Origin of the sequence: Sulfitobacter sp. M368 (assembly GCF_025141875.1) — a bacterium.
GTDB lineage: Bacteria > Pseudomonadota > Alphaproteobacteria > Rhodobacterales > Rhodobacteraceae > Sulfitobacter > Sulfitobacter mediterraneus_A.
Genome location: NZ_CP081113.1, coordinates 2,304,597 through 2,321,192, shown reverse-complemented (window position 1 = coordinate 2,321,192; position 16,596 = coordinate 2,304,597). Strand labels below are relative to the sequence as shown.

Annotated in this window: 17 protein-coding genes; 6 read left to right on the top strand and 11 right to left on the bottom strand. The window is 59.1% G+C overall.

The genetic code is table 11. The annotated features are described in order from the left end of the window. Positions 1-15: 15 nt before the first annotated feature. Genes pcaG through K3754_RS11625 form a run of 6 tightly spaced genes read right to left on the bottom strand, consistent with a single transcriptional unit; the run spans position 16 to position 4,589 of the window. Positions 16-606 (bottom strand): protocatechuate 3,4-dioxygenase subunit alpha, encoded by a 591-nt coding sequence (pcaG, locus tag K3754_RS11650; protein WP_259937431.1) that lies wholly within the window; start codon positions 604-606, stop codon positions 16-18. Continuing rightward, on the bottom strand, positions 606-1,346 hold the full coding sequence (pcaH, locus tag K3754_RS11645; protein ID WP_259937428.1) for a protocatechuate 3,4-dioxygenase subunit beta: 741 nt from the start codon (positions 1,344-1,346) through the stop codon (positions 606-608). Before pcaH ends, pcaG begins: the two co-directional genes overlap by 1 nt. Next, positions 1,346-2,515, bottom strand: a complete 1,170-nt coding sequence (gene pobA, locus K3754_RS11640) for a 4-hydroxybenzoate 3-monooxygenase (protein ID WP_259937424.1) — start codon at positions 2,513-2,515, stop codon at positions 1,346-1,348. The genes pcaH and pobA overlap by 1 nt, the downstream gene beginning before the upstream one ends. Positions 2,516-2,567: 52 nt before the next feature. Further along, positions 2,568-3,362: a metal ABC transporter permease gene (locus tag K3754_RS11635; RefSeq protein ID WP_203210912.1), complete on the bottom strand. Its 795-nt coding sequence runs from the start codon at positions 3,360-3,362 to the stop codon at positions 2,568-2,570. Then, positions 3,352-4,113, bottom strand: coding sequence for a metal ABC transporter ATP-binding protein (locus K3754_RS11630; RefSeq protein ID WP_259937423.1), 762 nt, complete (start codon positions 4,111-4,113; stop codon positions 3,352-3,354). The genes K3754_RS11635 and K3754_RS11630 overlap by 11 nt, the downstream gene beginning before the upstream one ends. Then, positions 4,110-4,589 (bottom strand): transcriptional repressor, encoded by a 480-nt coding sequence (locus tag K3754_RS11625; RefSeq protein ID WP_203210914.1) that lies wholly within the window; start codon positions 4,587-4,589, stop codon positions 4,110-4,112. Before K3754_RS11625 ends, K3754_RS11630 begins: the two co-directional genes overlap by 4 nt. 85 nt (positions 4,590-4,674) lie before the next feature. Here K3754_RS11625 and K3754_RS11620 point away from each other — a divergent pair, with 85 nt between their 5' ends. Next, on the top strand, positions 4,675-5,748 hold the full coding sequence (locus K3754_RS11620; RefSeq protein WP_259937414.1) for a zinc ABC transporter substrate-binding protein: 1,074 nt from the start codon (positions 4,675-4,677) through the stop codon (positions 5,746-5,748). Here K3754_RS11620 and K3754_RS11615 read toward each other — a convergent pair. Further along, positions 5,709-6,863, bottom strand: a complete 1,155-nt coding sequence (locus K3754_RS11615) for a Hint domain-containing protein (protein ID WP_259937413.1) — start codon at positions 6,861-6,863, stop codon at positions 5,709-5,711. The genes K3754_RS11620 and K3754_RS11615 overlap by 40 nt on opposite strands. A 236-nt stretch (positions 6,864-7,099) precedes the next feature. Next, complete coding sequence (locus K3754_RS11610) at positions 7,100-9,121, bottom strand: PhoX family phosphatase (protein ID WP_259937411.1); 2,022 nt, start codon at positions 9,119-9,121, stop codon at positions 7,100-7,102. A 292-nt stretch (positions 9,122-9,413) separates the two neighbouring features. Here K3754_RS11610 and K3754_RS11605 point away from each other — a divergent pair, with 292 nt between their 5' ends. The 3 genes from K3754_RS11605 to K3754_RS11595 all read left to right on the top strand — a co-directional run bounded on the left by K3754_RS11605 (position 9,414) and on the right by K3754_RS11595 (position 11,902). Continuing rightward, positions 9,414-10,070: an ATP-dependent Clp protease proteolytic subunit gene (locus tag K3754_RS11605; RefSeq protein WP_203210918.1), complete on the top strand. Its 657-nt coding sequence runs from the start codon at positions 9,414-9,416 to the stop codon at positions 10,068-10,070. A 125-nt stretch (positions 10,071-10,195) separates the two neighbouring features. Further along, the gene (clpX, locus tag K3754_RS11600; RefSeq protein WP_203210919.1) at positions 10,196-11,464 is read left to right on the top strand and encodes an ATP-dependent Clp protease ATP-binding subunit ClpX; all 1,269 of its coding nucleotides are present in this window, start codon (positions 10,196-10,198) and stop codon (positions 11,462-11,464) included. Positions 11,465-11,539: 75 nt separating this feature from the next. Next, positions 11,540-11,902, top strand: coding sequence for a RidA family protein (locus K3754_RS11595; protein WP_259937410.1), 363 nt, complete (start codon positions 11,540-11,542; stop codon positions 11,900-11,902). A gap of 13 nt (positions 11,903-11,915) precedes the next feature. On the opposite strand, the gene K3754_RS11590 is transcribed toward K3754_RS11595, so the two are convergent. After that, a complete protein-coding gene (locus K3754_RS11590; RefSeq protein ID WP_259937409.1) occupies positions 11,916-13,682 on the bottom strand; it encodes an FkbM family methyltransferase in 1,767 nt (588 codons plus the stop codon). Positions 13,683-13,853: 171 nt separating this feature from the next. On the opposite strand from K3754_RS11590, the gene K3754_RS11585 reads away from it, so the two are divergent. Continuing rightward, complete coding sequence (locus tag K3754_RS11585) at positions 13,854-14,237, top strand: NADH:ubiquinone oxidoreductase subunit NDUFA12 (protein WP_203210922.1); 384 nt, start codon at positions 13,854-13,856, stop codon at positions 14,235-14,237. Between the two features lie 42 nt (positions 14,238-14,279). Continuing rightward, entirely contained in the window at positions 14,280-14,633 is a 354-nt protein-coding gene (locus K3754_RS11580) for a DUF2155 domain-containing protein (protein WP_259937407.1), read from the top strand. On the opposite strand, the gene aat is transcribed toward K3754_RS11580, so the two are convergent. Then, on the bottom strand, positions 14,597-15,232 hold the full coding sequence (gene aat, locus K3754_RS11575; RefSeq protein WP_259937404.1) for a leucyl/phenylalanyl-tRNA--protein transferase: 636 nt from the start codon (positions 15,230-15,232) through the stop codon (positions 14,597-14,599). The two genes, K3754_RS11580 and aat, sit on opposite strands and share 37 nt — an antisense overlap. A 6-nt stretch (positions 15,233-15,238) precedes the next feature. Further along, on the bottom strand, positions 15,239-16,591 hold the full coding sequence (gene accC, locus K3754_RS11570) for an acetyl-CoA carboxylase biotin carboxylase subunit (protein WP_203210925.1): 1,353 nt from the start codon (positions 16,589-16,591) through the stop codon (positions 15,239-15,241). Positions 16,592-16,596 lie beyond the last annotated feature (5 nt).

Sequence of the window (16,596 nt, the reverse complement as noted above, 5' to 3'; positions counted from 1 at the left end):
CTAAGCCGATTTGGTCTAAACGTCGAAAAACACGGTCTCGTCAGCGCCTTGCAGGTGGATGTTGAATCGATACACCCCATCCTTTTCGGCATCGGCGATCAAGGTTTGAACCCGCACGCGATGTTCGATCCGGCCCAAAACCGGATCAGTTTCTAACGCCGGATCACCCGGAAAATAGACTCGCGTGTGTAGCCCGAGATTGATTCCCCGCGCCACGATCCACAAGGTGATATGTGGCGCTTGCGTCCCGCCTTGTGGCCATGGAGTTTCCCCCGGTTTCACCGTCTCAAAAGTAAACGCGCCGGTCGCCTGATCGCAGGCACATCGGCCAAATCCGGTGAAATGCGGATCGGCCCCGTCTTGCCCCGCATAGCGCCCGCCCGCATCCGCCTGCCAGGCCTCAACCATCGCATCGCGCAGCGGTGTGCCGGTGCCATCAAAGATCTGGCCAGTTAGGGTGATCCGTTCCCCGGCAACATCGCCAGTGATCATCCGTACGCCAAGGTCTTCGTCATAAACCCCTGTGATCCCCGCAAAATTTGGGGTGCAGCCGATATGAACATAGGGGCCAGCGGTCTGGCTTGCGGTTTCTGGCAGATCGCCCATCACAGACCCTCCATCCGGTTTTCAAACATGGTTTGCCGCCGTCCGCGCAGGGTGATGTTGAACTCATAGGCGCGGGCATCCATCGGCACGGTCCGGTTCATATCCAGAGGCGCGATCAGTCGCTCAACGGCGGATTTATCCCCGATCGACCCGACGATCGGACAGCGCCAGATCAGCGGATCACCCTCGAAATACATCTGCGTGATCAACCGCTGGGCAAATCCCGCGCCAAACAGGCTAAAGTGGATATGCGCCGGTCGCCAATCGTTCGGGCCATTGGGCCAGGGGTAGGGGCCGGGCAGCACGGTGCGAAACTCATAAGACCCGTCTTCGCGGGTGATGGTGCGCCCGCATCCGCCAAAATTTGGGTCAAGCGGGGCAATATAGCCCTCTTTCTTGTGTCGATAGCGCCCGCCGGCATTGGCCTGCCAAACTTCGATCAATGCACCGGCAACGGGGCGGTCAAACTGGTCGCGCACCTTGCCATGCACAATAATGCGCGGTCCGATGGCCGAGGCGCCATCTTGCGCAAAATTGTGCAGCAAATCCGCATCCAGCGGGCCAAGCAGGTCATGCCCAAAGACCGGTCCGCTTTCCTCGCCAATGCTGGTGGGAAAGGACAGCGGCGCGGCCTGCGGGCTGCGCTTGACGGAGGTGCGATAGGGCGGATACAGCGCCACGGGATGATGACCGGGCTGGCGGGCGGCATAGCCGCCTTGGGGGATCTTTGTGTCAGACATCAGTAGGGCAACCCCACGTAATTTTCGGCCATGGCTTTTTGCGCCGCGTCATTGCTGCGCAGGAAATCAAGTTCGGCTTTTTGCATGCGAAGGTCAAATTCCGATTGGTCCGGGAACCGGTGCATCAGCGATGAGAACCACCAGCTAAACCGCTCGGCCTTCCAGACCCGTGCAAGCGCCTTTTCCGAATATTGGTCAAGGCCCTCAGGGTTCTGGTCCTGATACCAGGCTTTGAGCCCTTGGAAGAGGTAGTGTACATCCGAGGCGGCAGTGTTGAGCCCCTTGGCCCCGGTGGGCGGCACGATATGCGCCGCATCTCCGCACAGGAACAACCGGCCCCAGCGCATCGGCTCCGTCACAAAGGATCGCAGCGGCGCGATGGATTTTTCAATCGACGGGCCGGTGACCAGTTTCTCCGCAACGTCTTCGGGCAGGCGGCGCTTGAGTTCGGTCCAGAACGCCTCGTCCGACCAGTTTTCAACCGTATCGGCCATCGAACATTGGATGTAATAGCGGCTGAGGTTTGCGCTGCGCATGGAACACAAGGCAAAGCCGCGCGGCGAATTGGCGTAGATCAACTCGTGATTGACCGGCGGCGTTTGTGACAGGATGCCGAGCCAGCCAAAAGGATAAACCTTTTCAAATTCTTGCCGAATGTTTTCGGGGATGGTCTGGCGACTGACCCCGTGAAACCCGTCACAGCCCGCCACATAATCGCAGTCGATCTGATGCGATTGCCCGCCCTTGTCAAAATTGACGCTGGGCCGGTCGCTGTCCGCGCCGTTGATCACCACATTGCTGACCTCAAAATGGGTCACCGCGTCAATGCCGTCGCGGGCGTCATACAGATCACGGGTCACTTCGGTTTGCCCGTAGACCATGATCGAATGGCCCGCATGGGCGGCGAGATCAACGCGGAACATATCGCCCTCATAGGCGATCAGCGTGCCATCATGCGGCAGCCCTTCGGCCTGCGCGCGGCTGTCGATCCCGGCCTGTTTCATCAGGTCCAGCATGCCGCGTTCCAGCACGCCTGCGCGGTTACGCGACAGCACATAATCGCGCGTCTTTCGTTCCAAGATCACGGCATCGACGCCTATCCCGTGTAGCAATTGCCCCAGCAAAAGCCCCGATGGACCGCCCCCGATGATGACAACCTGATGGTGCATGACTCTCCCCTTTTGTGGGGGAGCGTATTGTAATCTATTGAAAAGGCCAGTGTTATCTTCGCCGCAGAAGCGGTGAAATTGCCGCAGACAGGGCAAAGACCACAGCCGCCACAGTGACAATGCTCGGCCCTGTAGGGGTATCAAAGGCAAAGGATCCGGCCAATCCGCCCAATGCGGAAAAGCCGCCAATCGCCACGGCGCAGATCGCCATTACCTCCGGCGTGCGGGCAAAGGGTCGCGCGGCGGCGGCGGGGATGACCAACATGGCTGCGATCAGCAGCGCCCCAACAACCTTGAGTGCGACCGCCACGGTCACGGCAAGCGCCAATGTCAGAACCAGTTTCTCGCGCTTGGGATGTCCGCCCGATGCAACCGCCAGATCGGGGTTCAACGTTGCCGTCAGCAGCGCCTGCCAGCGCCAGACCATCAGGCCGCCGACCAGCGCGGCACCGATCCAGATGATCGCCAGATCCACCTGCCGCACCGCCAGAATATCGCCAAACAGATAGGCCGACAGGTCCACCCGCTGTCCGGGGATCAGCGACACGGCCACAAGGCCAAGCGCCAGCGCCGAATGAGCCAGCACTCCCAGCAGGGCATCGGTGCTGACATTGCGTTCGGTCAGGGAGCTGATGATCAGCGCCATCACCAGCGCCACCAGGAGGACGCCGCCAACAACCGGCAGATCTGTCGCCAAGGCCAGCGCCACGCCCAACAGGGCAGCATGGCTGGTGGCATCCCCAAAATAGGCCATCCGCCGCCAGATCACAAAACAGCCCAAAGGCGCGGCGGCCAGCGCAACACCAAGCCCGGCAAGGGCGGCACGCATTGCAAAATCATCCAACATTCTGGTCCTCACCGCATTGGCTGTGATCATGATCATGATCATGATCATGGTCATGGTTGTGATGATGCCGGTAAAGCGCCAAAGCCCCCTGTGTGCCAGTGCCAAAGAGCGCGCGATACTCCGGCGCATCGGCGACGACCTCCGGCGCACCTTCACAGCAGACATGGCCATTGAGGCACAAAACCCGGTCAGAGGCGGCCATCACCACATGCAAGTCATGGCTGACCATCAGGATCGCCACGCCTGTGCGCTGGCGGACGTCTTCGATCTGCCGGTAAAACGCGGCGGCACCCGGCTGGTCCAGCCCCTGTGTCGCCTCGTCAAGGATCAGAACATCGGGCGATCCCAGCAAGGCGCGGGCCAGCAGAACCCTCTGAAACTGCCCGCCGGACAGATCGGTCATTTGCCGCTGTGCCAGTTCCGGCACGCCCGCCTGTGCCAGAGCTTGGGTTGTGACTTCTTGGGATTGGCGCACTGGCAGGCTTAGGAACCGCTGCACCGTCAGGGGCAATGTCCCGTCGATTTGCAGCTTTTGCGGCACATAGCCGATCTTGAGACCCGGCTTGCGGATCACCGCGCCGCTGGCCGGCTTCAATGCGCCGATCAAGGCCCGCAGCAGACTGGACTTGCCAGACCCGTTGGGGCCGACAATGGTCACAATCTCGCCCTGTGAGAGTTTGAAATGCACATCGCGCAGCACAGTTGCACTGCCATAACGCAGGGTCAGACCCTTGGTCTCAATCAATGTCACGCCGCATCATCCTGACAATCGGGGCAAAGGCCCTCGGCCTCGACCACGGTGCGTTCTATGGTAAATCCGGCGGCGCGAGCCGCTTCGCCCAGGCGCCCCTGGGCAGGGGCCGTGTCCGTCTCCGCCACCGATTTGCAACTGCGACAGATCAGGAATGCGGGCGCGTGATCGGACCCCAGATGCGCACAGGCGATATAGGCATTTAATGCCTCGATCTTATGGGCGAACCCGGCTTTTACCAGAAAATCCAATGCACGGTAGGCGACGGGCGGCTGTGCGCCCAAACCTTCCTCGGCCAGCACGGCAAGCAGATCATAAGCCCCCAGCGCCCGATGCTCGGCCAGCAGAATTTCGAGCGCCCGCCGCCGCACAGGGGTCAGGCGCAGGCCGGTTTCGGCGCAGTGGGCCTCTGCCTTGGCCAAAGTGCCTTTGACGCAGGCGGCGTGATCATGTGCGGCAAAGCCGATAGCGGACATGGGAGGCCTTTCTGAATTTTCCCTATTGATATGTTATAACATCCACGGTAGCAAGCGTGATATTATAACATTACCGGAGACCACCATGCGCCGCCTCAGCCTTTTGTTTTCATTGCTTGCCACGACCTCCTTTGCCGAAGTGCCGCGTGTGGCGACAGATATTGCGCCGGTGCACAGCCTCGTCGCGGCAGTCATGGACGGGGCAGGGGCGCCCGATTTGATAATTGCGCCCGGTGCCTCCCCCCATGGTTATGCCATGCGCCCCTCAGAAGCGCGCAATCTGGCCGCAGCGGACCTGGTGATCTGGGTTGGCCCCGGTCTGACACCGTGGTTGGCGGATCCGCTGGAAAGCCTTGCGAGTGATGCCGTGCAAATGAGCCTGATGGATGTGGAGGGCACGCGGGTCTTGCCAGTGCGCGAAGGTGTTGGATTTGAGGACCACCACCATGACCATGGTTCCGAAGATCATCATGACGATCATGATGACCACGCCGATCATGATGAGCATAAAGATCACGATGACCACGCCGATCATGATGAGCACAAAGACCACGAGGAACACGATGGTCATGAAGCCCATGATGATCATGCAGACGACAGTAAACACGCCGATCATGACGACCACGACGACCACCACACGGGTGGCGTCGATCCGCATGCCTGGCTTGACCCGCTGAATGGCGCGGCTTGGGCGGTGGCGATTTCCGACCAATTGTCAAAGATGGATCCGGACAATGCCGCACTCTATCAAAAAAACGCACTCTCCCTGATGCAAAGCCTGCTGGCGCATGAGGCCGAAGCGCAGGAGACATTTGCCCCTCTTCAAAACCGCCCCTTTGTCGTGCTCCATGATGCGTTCCAATACGTCGAAGCGCGATATGAACTGCATGCCGTGGCCTCGGTTCATGACACAGAGGCCGCCAGCCCCGGCGCGGCGCGTGTCGCTCAATTGCGTGAGCATGTGCAGTCAGAGGGCGTGGTCTGTGCCTTTGCAGAGCCGCAGTTGAACCAAGCTTTGCTGGTTACTGTAACTGAAGGTATGCCCGTAAAAATCGGCACGCTCGATCCCTTGGGTGCAGATGTGCCGCTGGGCCGCTCTCATTATCTGGAAACGTTGAATCAACTTGCCGCAGACATGCGGGAATGTTTGGCAGAGTAACGCCTTTCAAGCCCCACACTGGCGGCAGTTTTTGCCGCCGGTGCCATTGGCCGATTTCTCTGATCCTTGTGGCTGACTTTCAGGCCTCCGGTCAGGCTTTGTTGGACCTGCACTTTCGCGTCTTGCATCTTCAGACACACCCGCGCGGTCGGTCCGTTCAGCGCCGCACCTTGATGTGGTGCCGCGCCAAATAGGGCTTTGACCCTGCGACGCTCCGCCTGTGTCATCCCGCTGATCACCATCTGCCCAAGCAGCAGGCTCTCTGCATAACAGCCGTTGGCGCGGACAACCTCATGGCGCCGGCAGGCAAAATGCACCCATGTGATCTGCGATCTGCCTGTCATGTACCGAATGCCCGCCAGACCGGTCAACGCTTTGGCGGGGACCAATGCGGGCCGTTCAAAAATCTCCATCAGTTGTCCGTTGGCGCCAACGAGGATGCGGTGTTGAGGTGAGACCACCAAATCCCGCTCTGGCAGGTTCGGGCCCAAGGACCCGGTCTGAATGAGAACCGGTAACCTGCCTTCCGCGAGAGACAAAAGGGTCTGGCCGCTGCAGCGCACCCATTGGATCTGTTGCGCACCATTGTCGGCCGTGATCACATGGTCCCCGGCGCGCAGGTCTTCGACAGGGCATTGCCCGGACGGCGTGTCAATCAGGGTTCCGGGGGCGTAACATGGCACGGTGCCTGCATTCGGATTGGCTTGCGCATAATAGGACGCTCCGCCATCGTCCGACTGCAAGCTGCCGGTCGCGGGGGGCGTGCCGATATCCGTGCTCGACTGGCCGGCTGCCGGACCATTGGTTGCATTCACAACCCGGCCTTCGAAAGAGATGAACTGAACCAAGGTTCCGGTGTCATCCACCAATGCCACACCGTCCTCGCTGCGAATGCCAGGCAGTCCGACAGAGGCATTGTCCAGAACGTAAACGTCCTGATTGCCGATGGTCGCCTGAAGGGAACCCATCCCGTAAGGGCCACTGAGGACACTGCCGAATTCGTCGTAGATATAAAGCGTGAAGCCGGACATGTCGGTACCGATTGGTACGGCGATCTCGACAAACTCATTGCCAATACCGCCCTGCGTGTCGAGCTCGGATATATAGGCGGTCATCGCGCAAACCCCATGTTGAGAGACCAGCCAGCAATCAGGACCGGCCGGAAAGCCTTGCAATGGGGTCACCGGAATTTGTGTCTGAAATGCGGAAAGAGGCGGGCGCAGTTAGGTCAAATGGTGGTGTTTTTATTTGCATTTTCTCTTGTTTTGAGCGGCCAATTGGGAGTTTTGGAAAAAAGAAAAGCCCCGCCAAAACGGCGGGGCATAGGCTTCTGAAATGTCTTGGTTTGAATTCAAACTGCGATTTTTCCGCCGCCCTTTTTTGTAACCACCACCACGGAGGGGCGCGGTGGCATCTTGGGGTCAAAGTCCGGCCAGCGGGTCGCGGGATCTTCAAAGGTTGAGGCCCGTTCAAACCCCTTGAGGTCTTTGGTGCCATCGGTGCCGGGGTGCTGCACGGCAAGGAACAATGTCTCGCCATCATCGGTGAAGTAGGGGCCGCACATTTCGCCGCCCACCGGGCAGCGGAAGAACAGCTTGGACGTGCCGCGCGCCGTGCCTTCGGTTTCCACCGCATACAGCCCGTCGGATTTACCGGTCTTGCCCCATTTGCTGCCCTGATCGGTCGATACCCAAAGGCGGCCATCGGCATCCATGGCGCAATTGTCGGGCGATCCGAACCAGCCGTTTTCAGAGGTCTCGGGGTTCCACTGTGCGCCAACCTCGGAAACCGACGGATCGCCACATTTCACAAGGATAGACCAGGTGCCACGGGTTGCCGCGTGATCACCGCCGTCTTCCTTGATCTCGATGATATGGCCAAAGTCGCTTTTGCTGCGTGGGTTGGCAGCGTTGGTTTCCTTGCGTTTGTTGTTGTTTGTCAACATGATGTAGGCCGTGCCGTCGCCGCGCGGCTGCGCGTCTTCGGGGCGGTCCATCGGTGTCGCGCCCAAGAGATCCGCAGCGAGGCGCGTATCAATCAGCACATCACCTTGATCGTTAAACCCGTTTTCAGCCGTGAGCGGCCCCATACCATGCACCAGCGGCATCCATGTGACACTGCCATCCTCGTCAAAGCGGGCCACGTAAAGCGTGCCATCGCTTAACAGTTTGGCATTGGCCGCGCGGTCCTCGGAGACAGAGCCGTTGGAGACATATTTGTACTGATAGTCAAAGCGGTTATCGTCGCCCATATAGACAACCAGCTTGCCTTCGGTGCTGACAGTGGTTTCCGCGCCTTCATGGCGGAAACGGCCCAAAGCGGTGTGTTTGACGGGGGTTGAGGTCGGGTCCATCGGGTCCACTTCGACCACCCAGCCGAATTTATTCGGCATATTGGGTTCCTTGTCGATGTTGTAGCGGTCGTGGAACTTGCCCCAGGCATACCAGCGGCCCGGCACGCCGTAGCGTTTCTTCTGCGCAGCATCGTCATGCGCGCTCAGGTCCGGCTTGCCATCCGCATCCAGAACATCGGTCCAGAAATAGCCGTGAAAGTTTTCCTCGGCCATCAACCATGTGCCCCATGGCGTCATGCCTCCAGCGCAATTGTTGATCGTGCCGATCACGTTCATACCAGCAGGATCATCGTTTGTTTTCATGCGCTTGTGACCCGCCGCAGGGCCAGACAGGGTCATTGCGGTGTTCAACGGTGTCACCCGGCGATTCATCTTGCCGTCCTGCACCACGGACCATTGGCCTGCATCATCCTGCGCAATCTCGACCACGGTGCCACCATGGGCAGCCATCTCGATGTCGATCAATTCGGGCGTCATCCCTTCGAACCCGGCTTTGTCCTGACGGCCCAGACCGGGGAACATCACTTCTTCGTTGGTGTATTCGTGGTTCACACACAGCAGGCCGCGTGTTCCAGCCTCGTTCAGCGGCACAAAGCCGACGTAATCGTTGTTGTAGCCAAACTGCTGGAGCTGGGCCTCGGCGGTCTGGTTCATCACGTCAAATTCGGGCGCATTCGCAAGCACCGGATCACCCCAACGCAGCAACACCTGCGCGTCATAGCCTTCGGCGACATGGTGGGTCTCGTCATTGCCTGCCGTCAGCTCTTCGAATTTGTAGCGGCTCTGCGCCTCGGCTGCGGAGGCCTCGTTCGGGGCCATCAAGGCCGAGCTGCCGAAAAGCGCAGTGGTGGCCGACACCCCAAGCATCCCGCGCAGAACATCGCGGCGGCCATAGCGGGCGTTGATCACATCGCCGATGGTGTGGCTCAGATTGGGATTTGTCGGGATATCATCAAAGGCCTCAAAGGCTTCGGCCTTGTTGCCGATGCTGGGGTCATTCAGGATGTCTTTGCGCGTCATGGCTTTTCCTATGGCTGCGGGTTGCGTTGCGCCCCTAGTGGCCCGTTTGTGTAATGGATTTATGTAGCTCAGATGTCAGTTTTGTTACCGCTGCAAAATTCGCCTCCAAGCAGCCGATGGCAGCCCGCCCGCGACATTTGACCCCCGCACAGCGCCAGTTGCAAGGCCGCGCAGCCCCGCCAATTGGACGTGGCGGGCAGAGCCCCCCTTGAACCCCCCAAGGGGCGAGACTAATCTCTGGGTAACGGTTTTGCGGGTATGGTCCTGCGGACATCTTAACAGGCAGGCATCAATGACAGATCCATACGAAACATACATGAACACGCTGGTCCCCATGGTGGTGGAGCAAACCAGCCGCGGCGAACGCGCCTATGACATTTTCTCGCGTCTGCTGAAGGAACGGATCATCTTTTTGTCCGGCCCGGTGCATGACGGCATGTCTTCGTTGATCGTGGCGCAGCTTTTGCACCTGGAGGCGGAAAACCCGTCGAAGGAAATTTCCATGTATATCAACAGCCCCGGCGGCGTTGTGACCTCGGGCCTGTCGATCTACGACACCATGCAATACATCAAACCCAAGGTCAGCACGCTGGTCATCGGGCAAGCGGCCTCGATGGGTTCGCTGCTGCTGACGGCGGGCGAGAAAGGCATGCGGTTCTCACTGCCCAACAGCCGTGTGATGGTGCACCAACCCTCTGGCGGCTATCAGGGGCAGGCGACGGATATCATGATCCATGCGCAGGAAACCCAGAAACTGAAAACCCGCCTGAACGAGATCTACGTCAAGCATACGGGCCAGACCCTCAAGAAAGTCGAAGAGGCGCTTGAGCGGGATAACTTCATGTCACCGGAAGACGCCAAAGACTGGGGCCTGATCGACGAGATTGTCGAAAGCCGCGGCAAGGCAGACGATCCGGACGCCCCCACAAAGGGCAAGGATGACAAGTAACACCTGAACCATCCGGCGCTGCGATTTTGCGATTGTAGCGCCGGTGCCTCTGGCCTAGGATCAGGGCCAACCACGCAGTCCCCAACGCAGGGGCAAATAAACACGAAAGACCTGAAAGGGTTGAGATGGCGAATAATTCCGGCGGCGACAGCAAAAACACCCTCTATTGCAGTTTTTGCGGCAAGAGCCAGCACGAGGTGCGCAAGCTGATTGCGGGGCCAACCGTTTTCATCTGCGATGAATGCGTTGAGCTCTGCATGGACATCATCCGGGAGGAAACCAAAGCATCGGGCCTCAAGGCAACCGATGGTGTGCCAACCCCCAAAGACATCTGCGAAGTGTTGGATGATTACGTGATCGGACAGGCGACAGCAAAACGTGTGCTGTCGGTCGCGGTGCACAACCATTACAAGCGCCTCAACCATGCCCAAAAGGGCGGCGATATTGAGTTGGCGAAATCCAACATCCTGCTTATTGGCCCCACCGGCTGTGGCAAAACCTTGCTGGCGCAAACGCTGGCACGGATTTTGGATGTGCCCTTCACCATGGCCGATGCCACCACATTGACCGAAGCCGGTTACGTGGGTGAGGACGTTGAGAACATCATTCTCAAGCTGTTGCAGGCTTCTGAATACAACGTTGAACGTGCGCAGCGCGGCATTGTCTATATTGACGAGGTCGACAAGATCACCCGCAAGTCCGAAAACCCCTCCATCACCCGCGACGTGTCGGGCGAGGGCGTGCAGCAGGCCTTGCTGAAACTGATGGAAGGCACCGTGGCCTCCGTTCCGCCGCAGGGCGGGCGCAAGCATCCGCAGCAGGAATTCCTGCAAGTGGACACCACGAACATCCTGTTCATCTGTGGCGGCGCATTCGCCGGTCTGGACCGGATCATCGCGGCGCGCGGCAAGGGCTCTGCCATGGGTTTTGGCGCGGATGTGCGCGACAATGATGACCGCGGCATCGGCGAGATTTTCACCGAGCTGGAACCGGAAGACCTGCTGAAATTCGGGTTGATCCCTGAATTCGTCGGCCGTTTGCCGGTGCTGGCGACTTTGGAAGATCTCGATGAGGACGCGCTTGTCACCATCCTGACCCAACCCAAGAACGCATTGGTCAAACAATACCAGCGCCTGTTTGAGCTGGAAGACACGCAGCTGACCTTCACCGAAGATGCGCTGTCGGCCATCGCCAAACGTGCCATCGAACGCAAAACCGGTGCGCGGGGCCTGCGCTCCATTCTCGAAGACATTCTGCTGGATACAATGTTCGAATTGCCGGGCCTTGATTCCGTGTCCGAAGTGGTCGTGAACGAGGAGGCCGTGAATTCGGACGCTGCGCCGCTGATGATCCATGGCAAGGAAGCCGAGAAAGAGCCGGCGACGGCGGGCTGATCCGTGATCAGCGGCTAACGATTTGAGGGCGGGCCTATGGGTCCGCCCTTTTTTAATTGAACGTGAGGAATTTCCATGACCATCAAACGCATTCACTCAGGCGGCGAATTTGAACCAAAGGTCGGCTATTGCCGTGCCGTTGTCGCAGGTGGCTTTGTGCATGTGGCGGGCACCGTCGGGCAGGGTGATGATGTGGTGGCACAATGCCGCCATGCCTTGCAGGTGATCAAAGCGGCGCTCACCGAGGCGGGCTGCAGCTTTGCCGATGTGATCCGCGTCACTTACATGCTGCCGGACCGCCATGAATTCGAACCTTGCTGGCCGATCCTCGCCGAGACATTTGGCGCCAACCCACCGGTGGCCACGATGATCGAATGCGGGCTGATCGACCCGAAATACCGGATCGAGATTGAGGTGACGGCGCTTTTGCCGGATTGATCAAATCGCCGTCTCAGGCGACCTCCTCAAATCCTTTGCCCAGCTCCTTGCTGACCTCTGCCGGCTTCAGAGAGGGCCATTTCTTGGCGGTCTGACCGATGAAACCTGCCGCAGTCAGCTCGTCCTGAACAGCGGGCATGTTCAGTTCTCCCATCCACAGGCGCGGCTTGGCCGGGCCGACAGGTTTCCATGATCGGGCCAGTTGTGTCACCGTCACGGGGGGCTTGCCGAGGAACGCGGTCAAATGCCGCTCCAACTGCCGCGTGGCGCCGGAGGGGCGGCGCACCACCATCGCAACCTCCGCTGCCGGATCGGCGACCATGGCCAGCAGATGCAGCGCCGACCCTTCGGCGGCGATCACCTTGCGGGCGGCTTTGTATGTTGCGATCTGGCTTGTGAGATCATGTTTTTCCGGGTGGTAGATCGTGTAACCCTCAGCCTCCAGATAGGTCTCTAGCTGCTTTTCTCCCAGCAGATTACCGCGACCCGAGGGCAGGGCGCTGCGGCTGATATAAAGCTTCTCCGGCCCGTCCGCAGCGATATCTTTGGCAAAATGCCCTTGGATCGCGTCTTGGTAGTTCTGGGTGCCTTCGATCATCGTGCCAAGGCCAAAGCCCTGACCGGGGATCACAAGCTGTTCCACCTGTTCTGGTTTGTCAGCGCAGACAACCGGCACATCGCAGCCCATCAGATCAATGAATACCTTCTGAAAATCAGCCACTTCACTGCCATTGCGCGGGCGTTTGGGGACGAACAGGATACCATCGATCTCACCCTTCAACGCGGGCAGGGCCCAAAGGCGGCTGGTGCTTTCCACCAGAAAATGCCCGAAATGCATCCACAGGACGCCGCCCCAAAGCCAGCGCCCCTTGCGCAGCGGTAGATCACCCTTCGGCATCGGCGGTTCAACCGTCAGCGCCCGCCCGTTGCGCCACAAGGCGCCCGTGGGGCAATAGCGGCCATCCTCATGCAGAACGCCAGCCTCCTGTACAAAATCCTGCTCCGCAGGGGGCACCACAATCGCTTGCGGCACCTCGCGCATCTCGCGGGTCCAGCCGCGATCCGGCTTGGGCGGGCTGAGCTCTTCATCATAAATGCAGGTCCAGACATGGCGCGTGCAATGTTCCGGCACCTGCGCAAATCCGGCTTGCCGCAGGATGCTTTTGCATTCGCGCATGCCGTCCTTGCCATAGGCCTCGGGATGAAATTCGATGACAACCGCACGAATGCCGCTCAGATCGGCGTGGCGCAGAAAATCAAGCTCGCCACCTTCGATGTCCATCAGCAGCACATCAGGGGCAAATTCGGCATGCACACGGGCGTAGTCCGCTGTCGGCACATCGACGCGGGTGGTGGAACGTTTGTCACTGTCGATGAGAGAGGAGCCGAGATAGGAATTGCGGATGTGAAAAGCCATCGTCTGAGGCGCATCCGGCGCAGAGATCAGGACCTCGTTGCGCACCTCGATCACTTGTTCCAGCTTGTTCAGCCGATAAAGCGCGTTGATATGTTCGATCAACCCCGGATTTGCCTCAAAGGATAACACCTTGGAAGGTTTGCCATTTTTCGCGGCAATCGCCCCAACCAGACCAATCCCCGCACCCATCTCAAGAACGTTGTCGCCGGGGCGGATCACATCCAATGCACCGGCAATTTCCTGCCCCTCGTAACGCGCTGCATTGATCCGCTCAGCGCGGGTGGGGGTCATCATCGGGCTGTCGGGCACTTTCACGCCATGACATTCCGCCACATGCAGCGGTTTCGAAGGGGTGCCTGCCATCGGTATTATCTCCGTTTTGGAAACAATACGGCGAATGTTTGCGCGATCCAAAGGGATTTAACCGGCAAATTGACCAAGTTTCATGGCAGGAGTCTTTGCTGCAACACCATAGGTTACTGGACGCCGCCGCGGCCATGGTGCATAACCCGAACAACAAGAGCGGAGACCGTCATGGGCATTCTCAACACAATTTTCCGGGCTCTCACTTGGTGGGATGGCCAGACCTTGAACACACAGCTTTTCACTTGGCGCAAAGGCACCAAAGTGGGCGAGGATGATCAGGGCAATATTTACTACCGCAACCATGACGACAGCAAACGCTGGGTGATCTACAACGGTGACATGGAGGCAAGCCGCGTCAGCCCCGATTGGCATGGCTGGCTGCACCACACCTGGAATGAAACGCCCAGTGACCGCCCATTGGTGCACAAGCCATGGGAAAAGCCCCATGTTGAAAACCTGTCTGGCACCGAGATGGCCTATGCACCTGCAGGGTCGATCCGGCGCCAGAAACCCGCAGACCGGGGCGATTACGAAGCATGGAGCCCAGAGTAACCGGTATTTGCGTTTCCGGCGCGATGCGGTGAGGTGGCTAAAATGTTGAAATACCTAGCAGTATTGACCTGTCTGGCGGCGCCTTTGGCCGCCCAAGAGGTGACAAGTGCCTCTGGCGGTGTCCTGCGGGCGCTCGACAAGGTATCGGGCCAGACCACAGATATTGAAATCGGCGTTGGCAACGCCGTGCGGTTCGGCAATTTGCAGATCGTGATGGCCGACTGCCGCTATCCGGCGGGCAACCCGTCCGGCAATGCTTATGCCGCCTTGGAAATCTCCGAAGCGGGCAAGGCCGGGACGCTTTTTTCCGGCTGGATGATTGCCTCCGCGCCTGCGCTTTCGGCGCTGGAACATGCCCGTTACGACGTTTGGGTCATCCGCTGCACAACCTCATAGAGACTGGCCACCGGCGGCGCATCAAAGCGGGCTTTCACCTCTTTGGCGCGATCAAGGCGGGCGTGATACTCCGCGCGGGTGATCTCTTGCGCACCAAGTGACGCCAGATGATCGGTCAAAAATTGCGCATCAAAAAGCACAAAGCCAGCCTGCCGCAACCGATCCACCAACACAGCCAGCGCCATTTTTGATGCATTGGTGCGCCGCGAAAACATGGATTCGCCGAAGAAGGCGCCGCCCAATGTGACGCCGTAAACCCCGCCCACAAGCGTCTGATCTTCCCATATCTCAATGGAATGGGCGTGACGTTTGAGATGTAGCGCGTTGTAAAGGCCAAAGATTTCATCGTTGATCCAAGTATCTGCACGATCTGCGCAGCCCTCAACCACTCCGGCAAAATCTTCATCCACGCTGGCGCGAAACGGCGAGCGACGCATCGCCTTTGCCAGTGACCGGGACAGATGAAACCCGTTCAGCGGCATCACCCCGCGCCGCCGCGGATCGACCCAGAAAATCTCCGGGTCGTCGCGGTGTTCGGCCATCGGAAAAATCCCGATGGAATAGCCATGCAGCAGCAGTTCCGGCGTCAGCTCGGACATTGCAGATCAGGCATCGCCGAGATTGGTTTCCAGCCAGTGTTCCAGCCAGTGAATGTTGTACCCGCCGGACTGGATGTCCTCTTCCTGCAACAGCGCATGGAAAAGCGGCACCGTGGTATCAACACCATCGACGATCAGCTCGCCCAAGGCACGTCCAAGACGCGCCAGTGCCTCGGGCCGGTCACGGCCATGCACGATCAGCTTGCCGATCAGGCTGTCGTAATAGGGCGGGATCGAATAGCCATCATAAAGCGCCGAATCCATCCGCACACCCAGACCGCCGGGGGCGTGATATTGGGTGATGCGTCCGGGGCAGGGGCGGAAATCAGGCAGTTTTTCTGCGTTGATGCGCACTTCGATGGCATGGCCATTGATGGTCAGATCATCCTGGCCAAAGGACATATCCATGCCGCTGGCCACGCGGATTTGCTCGCGCACCAGATCAACACCAAAGATCGCCTCGGTCACAGGGTGTTCGACCTGCAAACGGGTGTTCATCTCGATGAAATAAAACTCGCCGTTTTCATAAAGAAACTCGATGGTGCCCGCGCCGATATAGTTGATGTCAGCCATGGCATCGGCGCAAACCTTGCCGATCCGCGCGCGTTCTTCGGCGGAAATGGCGGGGCCGGGTGCCTCTTCAAAGACCTTCTGGTGGCGGCGCTGCAAGGAACAATCGCGTTCCCCCAGATGCACGGCTTTGCCTTTGCCATCACCAAACACCTGAATTTCGATGTGGCGCGGTGTGGTCAGGTATTTTTCGATATACACTTCGTCATTGCCGAAGTTCGACTTGCCCTCGGCCCGCGCGGTCTGGAAGGCTTTTTCCATGTCCGCTGCGGTTTCGGCCACTTTCATGCCCTTGCCGCCGCCGCCTGCCGTGGCTTTGATGATAACCGGATACCCGATCTCTTCGCCCAGTTTTTTCGCTTCTTCGAGGTTGGCCACGCCGCCCTCTGATCCGGGCACACAAGGCACGCCCAGTTTTTTCATCGTGTCCTTGGCAGTGATCTTGTCACCCATGACGCGGATATGCTCCGCCGTGGGGCCGATAAATGTCAGGTCATGGTCTTCGATGATCTGCACAAATCCGGCGTTCTCGGACAGAAAGCCATAGCCGGGGTGGATCGCCTCGGCGCCGGTGATCTCACAGGCGGCGATGATCGCGGGAATGGACAGGTAGGATTGGCTGGATGAAGGCGGACCGATGCAGACAGATTCGTCCGCCATCCGCACATGCATCGCGTCACTGTCGGCGGTGGAATGCACCGCAACCGATTGAATGCCCATTTCGCGGGCCGCACGGATCACGCGCAGGGCGATCTCTCCGCGGTTGGCAACGAGGATCTTGTTGAACATCTGGG

What these genes read in the sequence shown, in the direction of transcription:
- pcaG (WP_259937431.1), bottom strand. Translation starts at nt 606, where the DNA reads ATGGGCGATCTGCCAGAAACCGCAAGCCAGACCGCTGGCCCCTATGTT.
- pcaH (WP_259937428.1), bottom strand. Translation starts at nt 1,346, where the DNA reads ATGTCTGACACAAAGATCCCCCAAGGCGGCTATGCCGCCCGCCAGCCC.
- pobA (WP_259937424.1), bottom strand. Translation starts at nt 2,515, where the DNA reads ATGCACCATCAGGTTGTCATCATCGGGGGCGGTCCATCGGGGCTTTTG.
- K3754_RS11635 (WP_203210912.1), bottom strand. Translation starts at nt 3,362, where the DNA reads ATGTTGGATGATTTTGCAATGCGTGCCGCCCTTGCCGGGCTTGGTGTT.
- K3754_RS11625 (WP_203210914.1), bottom strand. Translation starts at nt 4,589, where the DNA reads ATGTCCGCTATCGGCTTTGCCGCACATGATCACGCCGCCTGCGTCAAA.
- K3754_RS11620 (WP_259937414.1), top strand. Translation starts at nt 4,675, where the DNA reads ATGCGCCGCCTCAGCCTTTTGTTTTCATTGCTTGCCACGACCTCCTTT.
- K3754_RS11615 (WP_259937413.1), bottom strand. Translation starts at nt 6,863, where the DNA reads ATGACCGCCTATATATCCGAGCTCGACACGCAGGGCGGTATTGGCAAT.
- K3754_RS11610 (WP_259937411.1), bottom strand. Translation starts at nt 9,121, where the DNA reads ATGACGCGCAAAGACATCCTGAATGACCCCAGCATCGGCAACAAGGCC.
- K3754_RS11605 (WP_203210918.1), top strand. Translation starts at nt 9,414, where the DNA reads ATGACAGATCCATACGAAACATACATGAACACGCTGGTCCCCATGGTG.
- clpX (WP_203210919.1), top strand. Translation starts at nt 10,196, where the DNA reads ATGGCGAATAATTCCGGCGGCGACAGCAAAAACACCCTCTATTGCAGT.
- K3754_RS11595 (WP_259937410.1), top strand. Translation starts at nt 11,540, where the DNA reads ATGACCATCAAACGCATTCACTCAGGCGGCGAATTTGAACCAAAGGTC.
- K3754_RS11590 (WP_259937409.1), bottom strand. Translation starts at nt 13,682, where the DNA reads ATGGCAGGCACCCCTTCGAAACCGCTGCATGTGGCGGAATGTCATGGC.
- K3754_RS11585 (WP_203210922.1), top strand. Translation starts at nt 13,854, where the DNA reads ATGGGCATTCTCAACACAATTTTCCGGGCTCTCACTTGGTGGGATGGC.
- K3754_RS11580 (WP_259937407.1), top strand. Translation starts at nt 14,280, where the DNA reads ATGTTGAAATACCTAGCAGTATTGACCTGTCTGGCGGCGCCTTTGGCC.
- aat (WP_259937404.1), bottom strand. Translation starts at nt 15,232, where the DNA reads ATGTCCGAGCTGACGCCGGAACTGCTGCTGCATGGCTATTCCATCGGG.
- accC (WP_203210925.1), bottom strand. Translation starts at nt 16,591, where the DNA reads ATGTTCAACAAGATCCTCGTTGCCAACCGCGGAGAGATCGCCCTGCGC.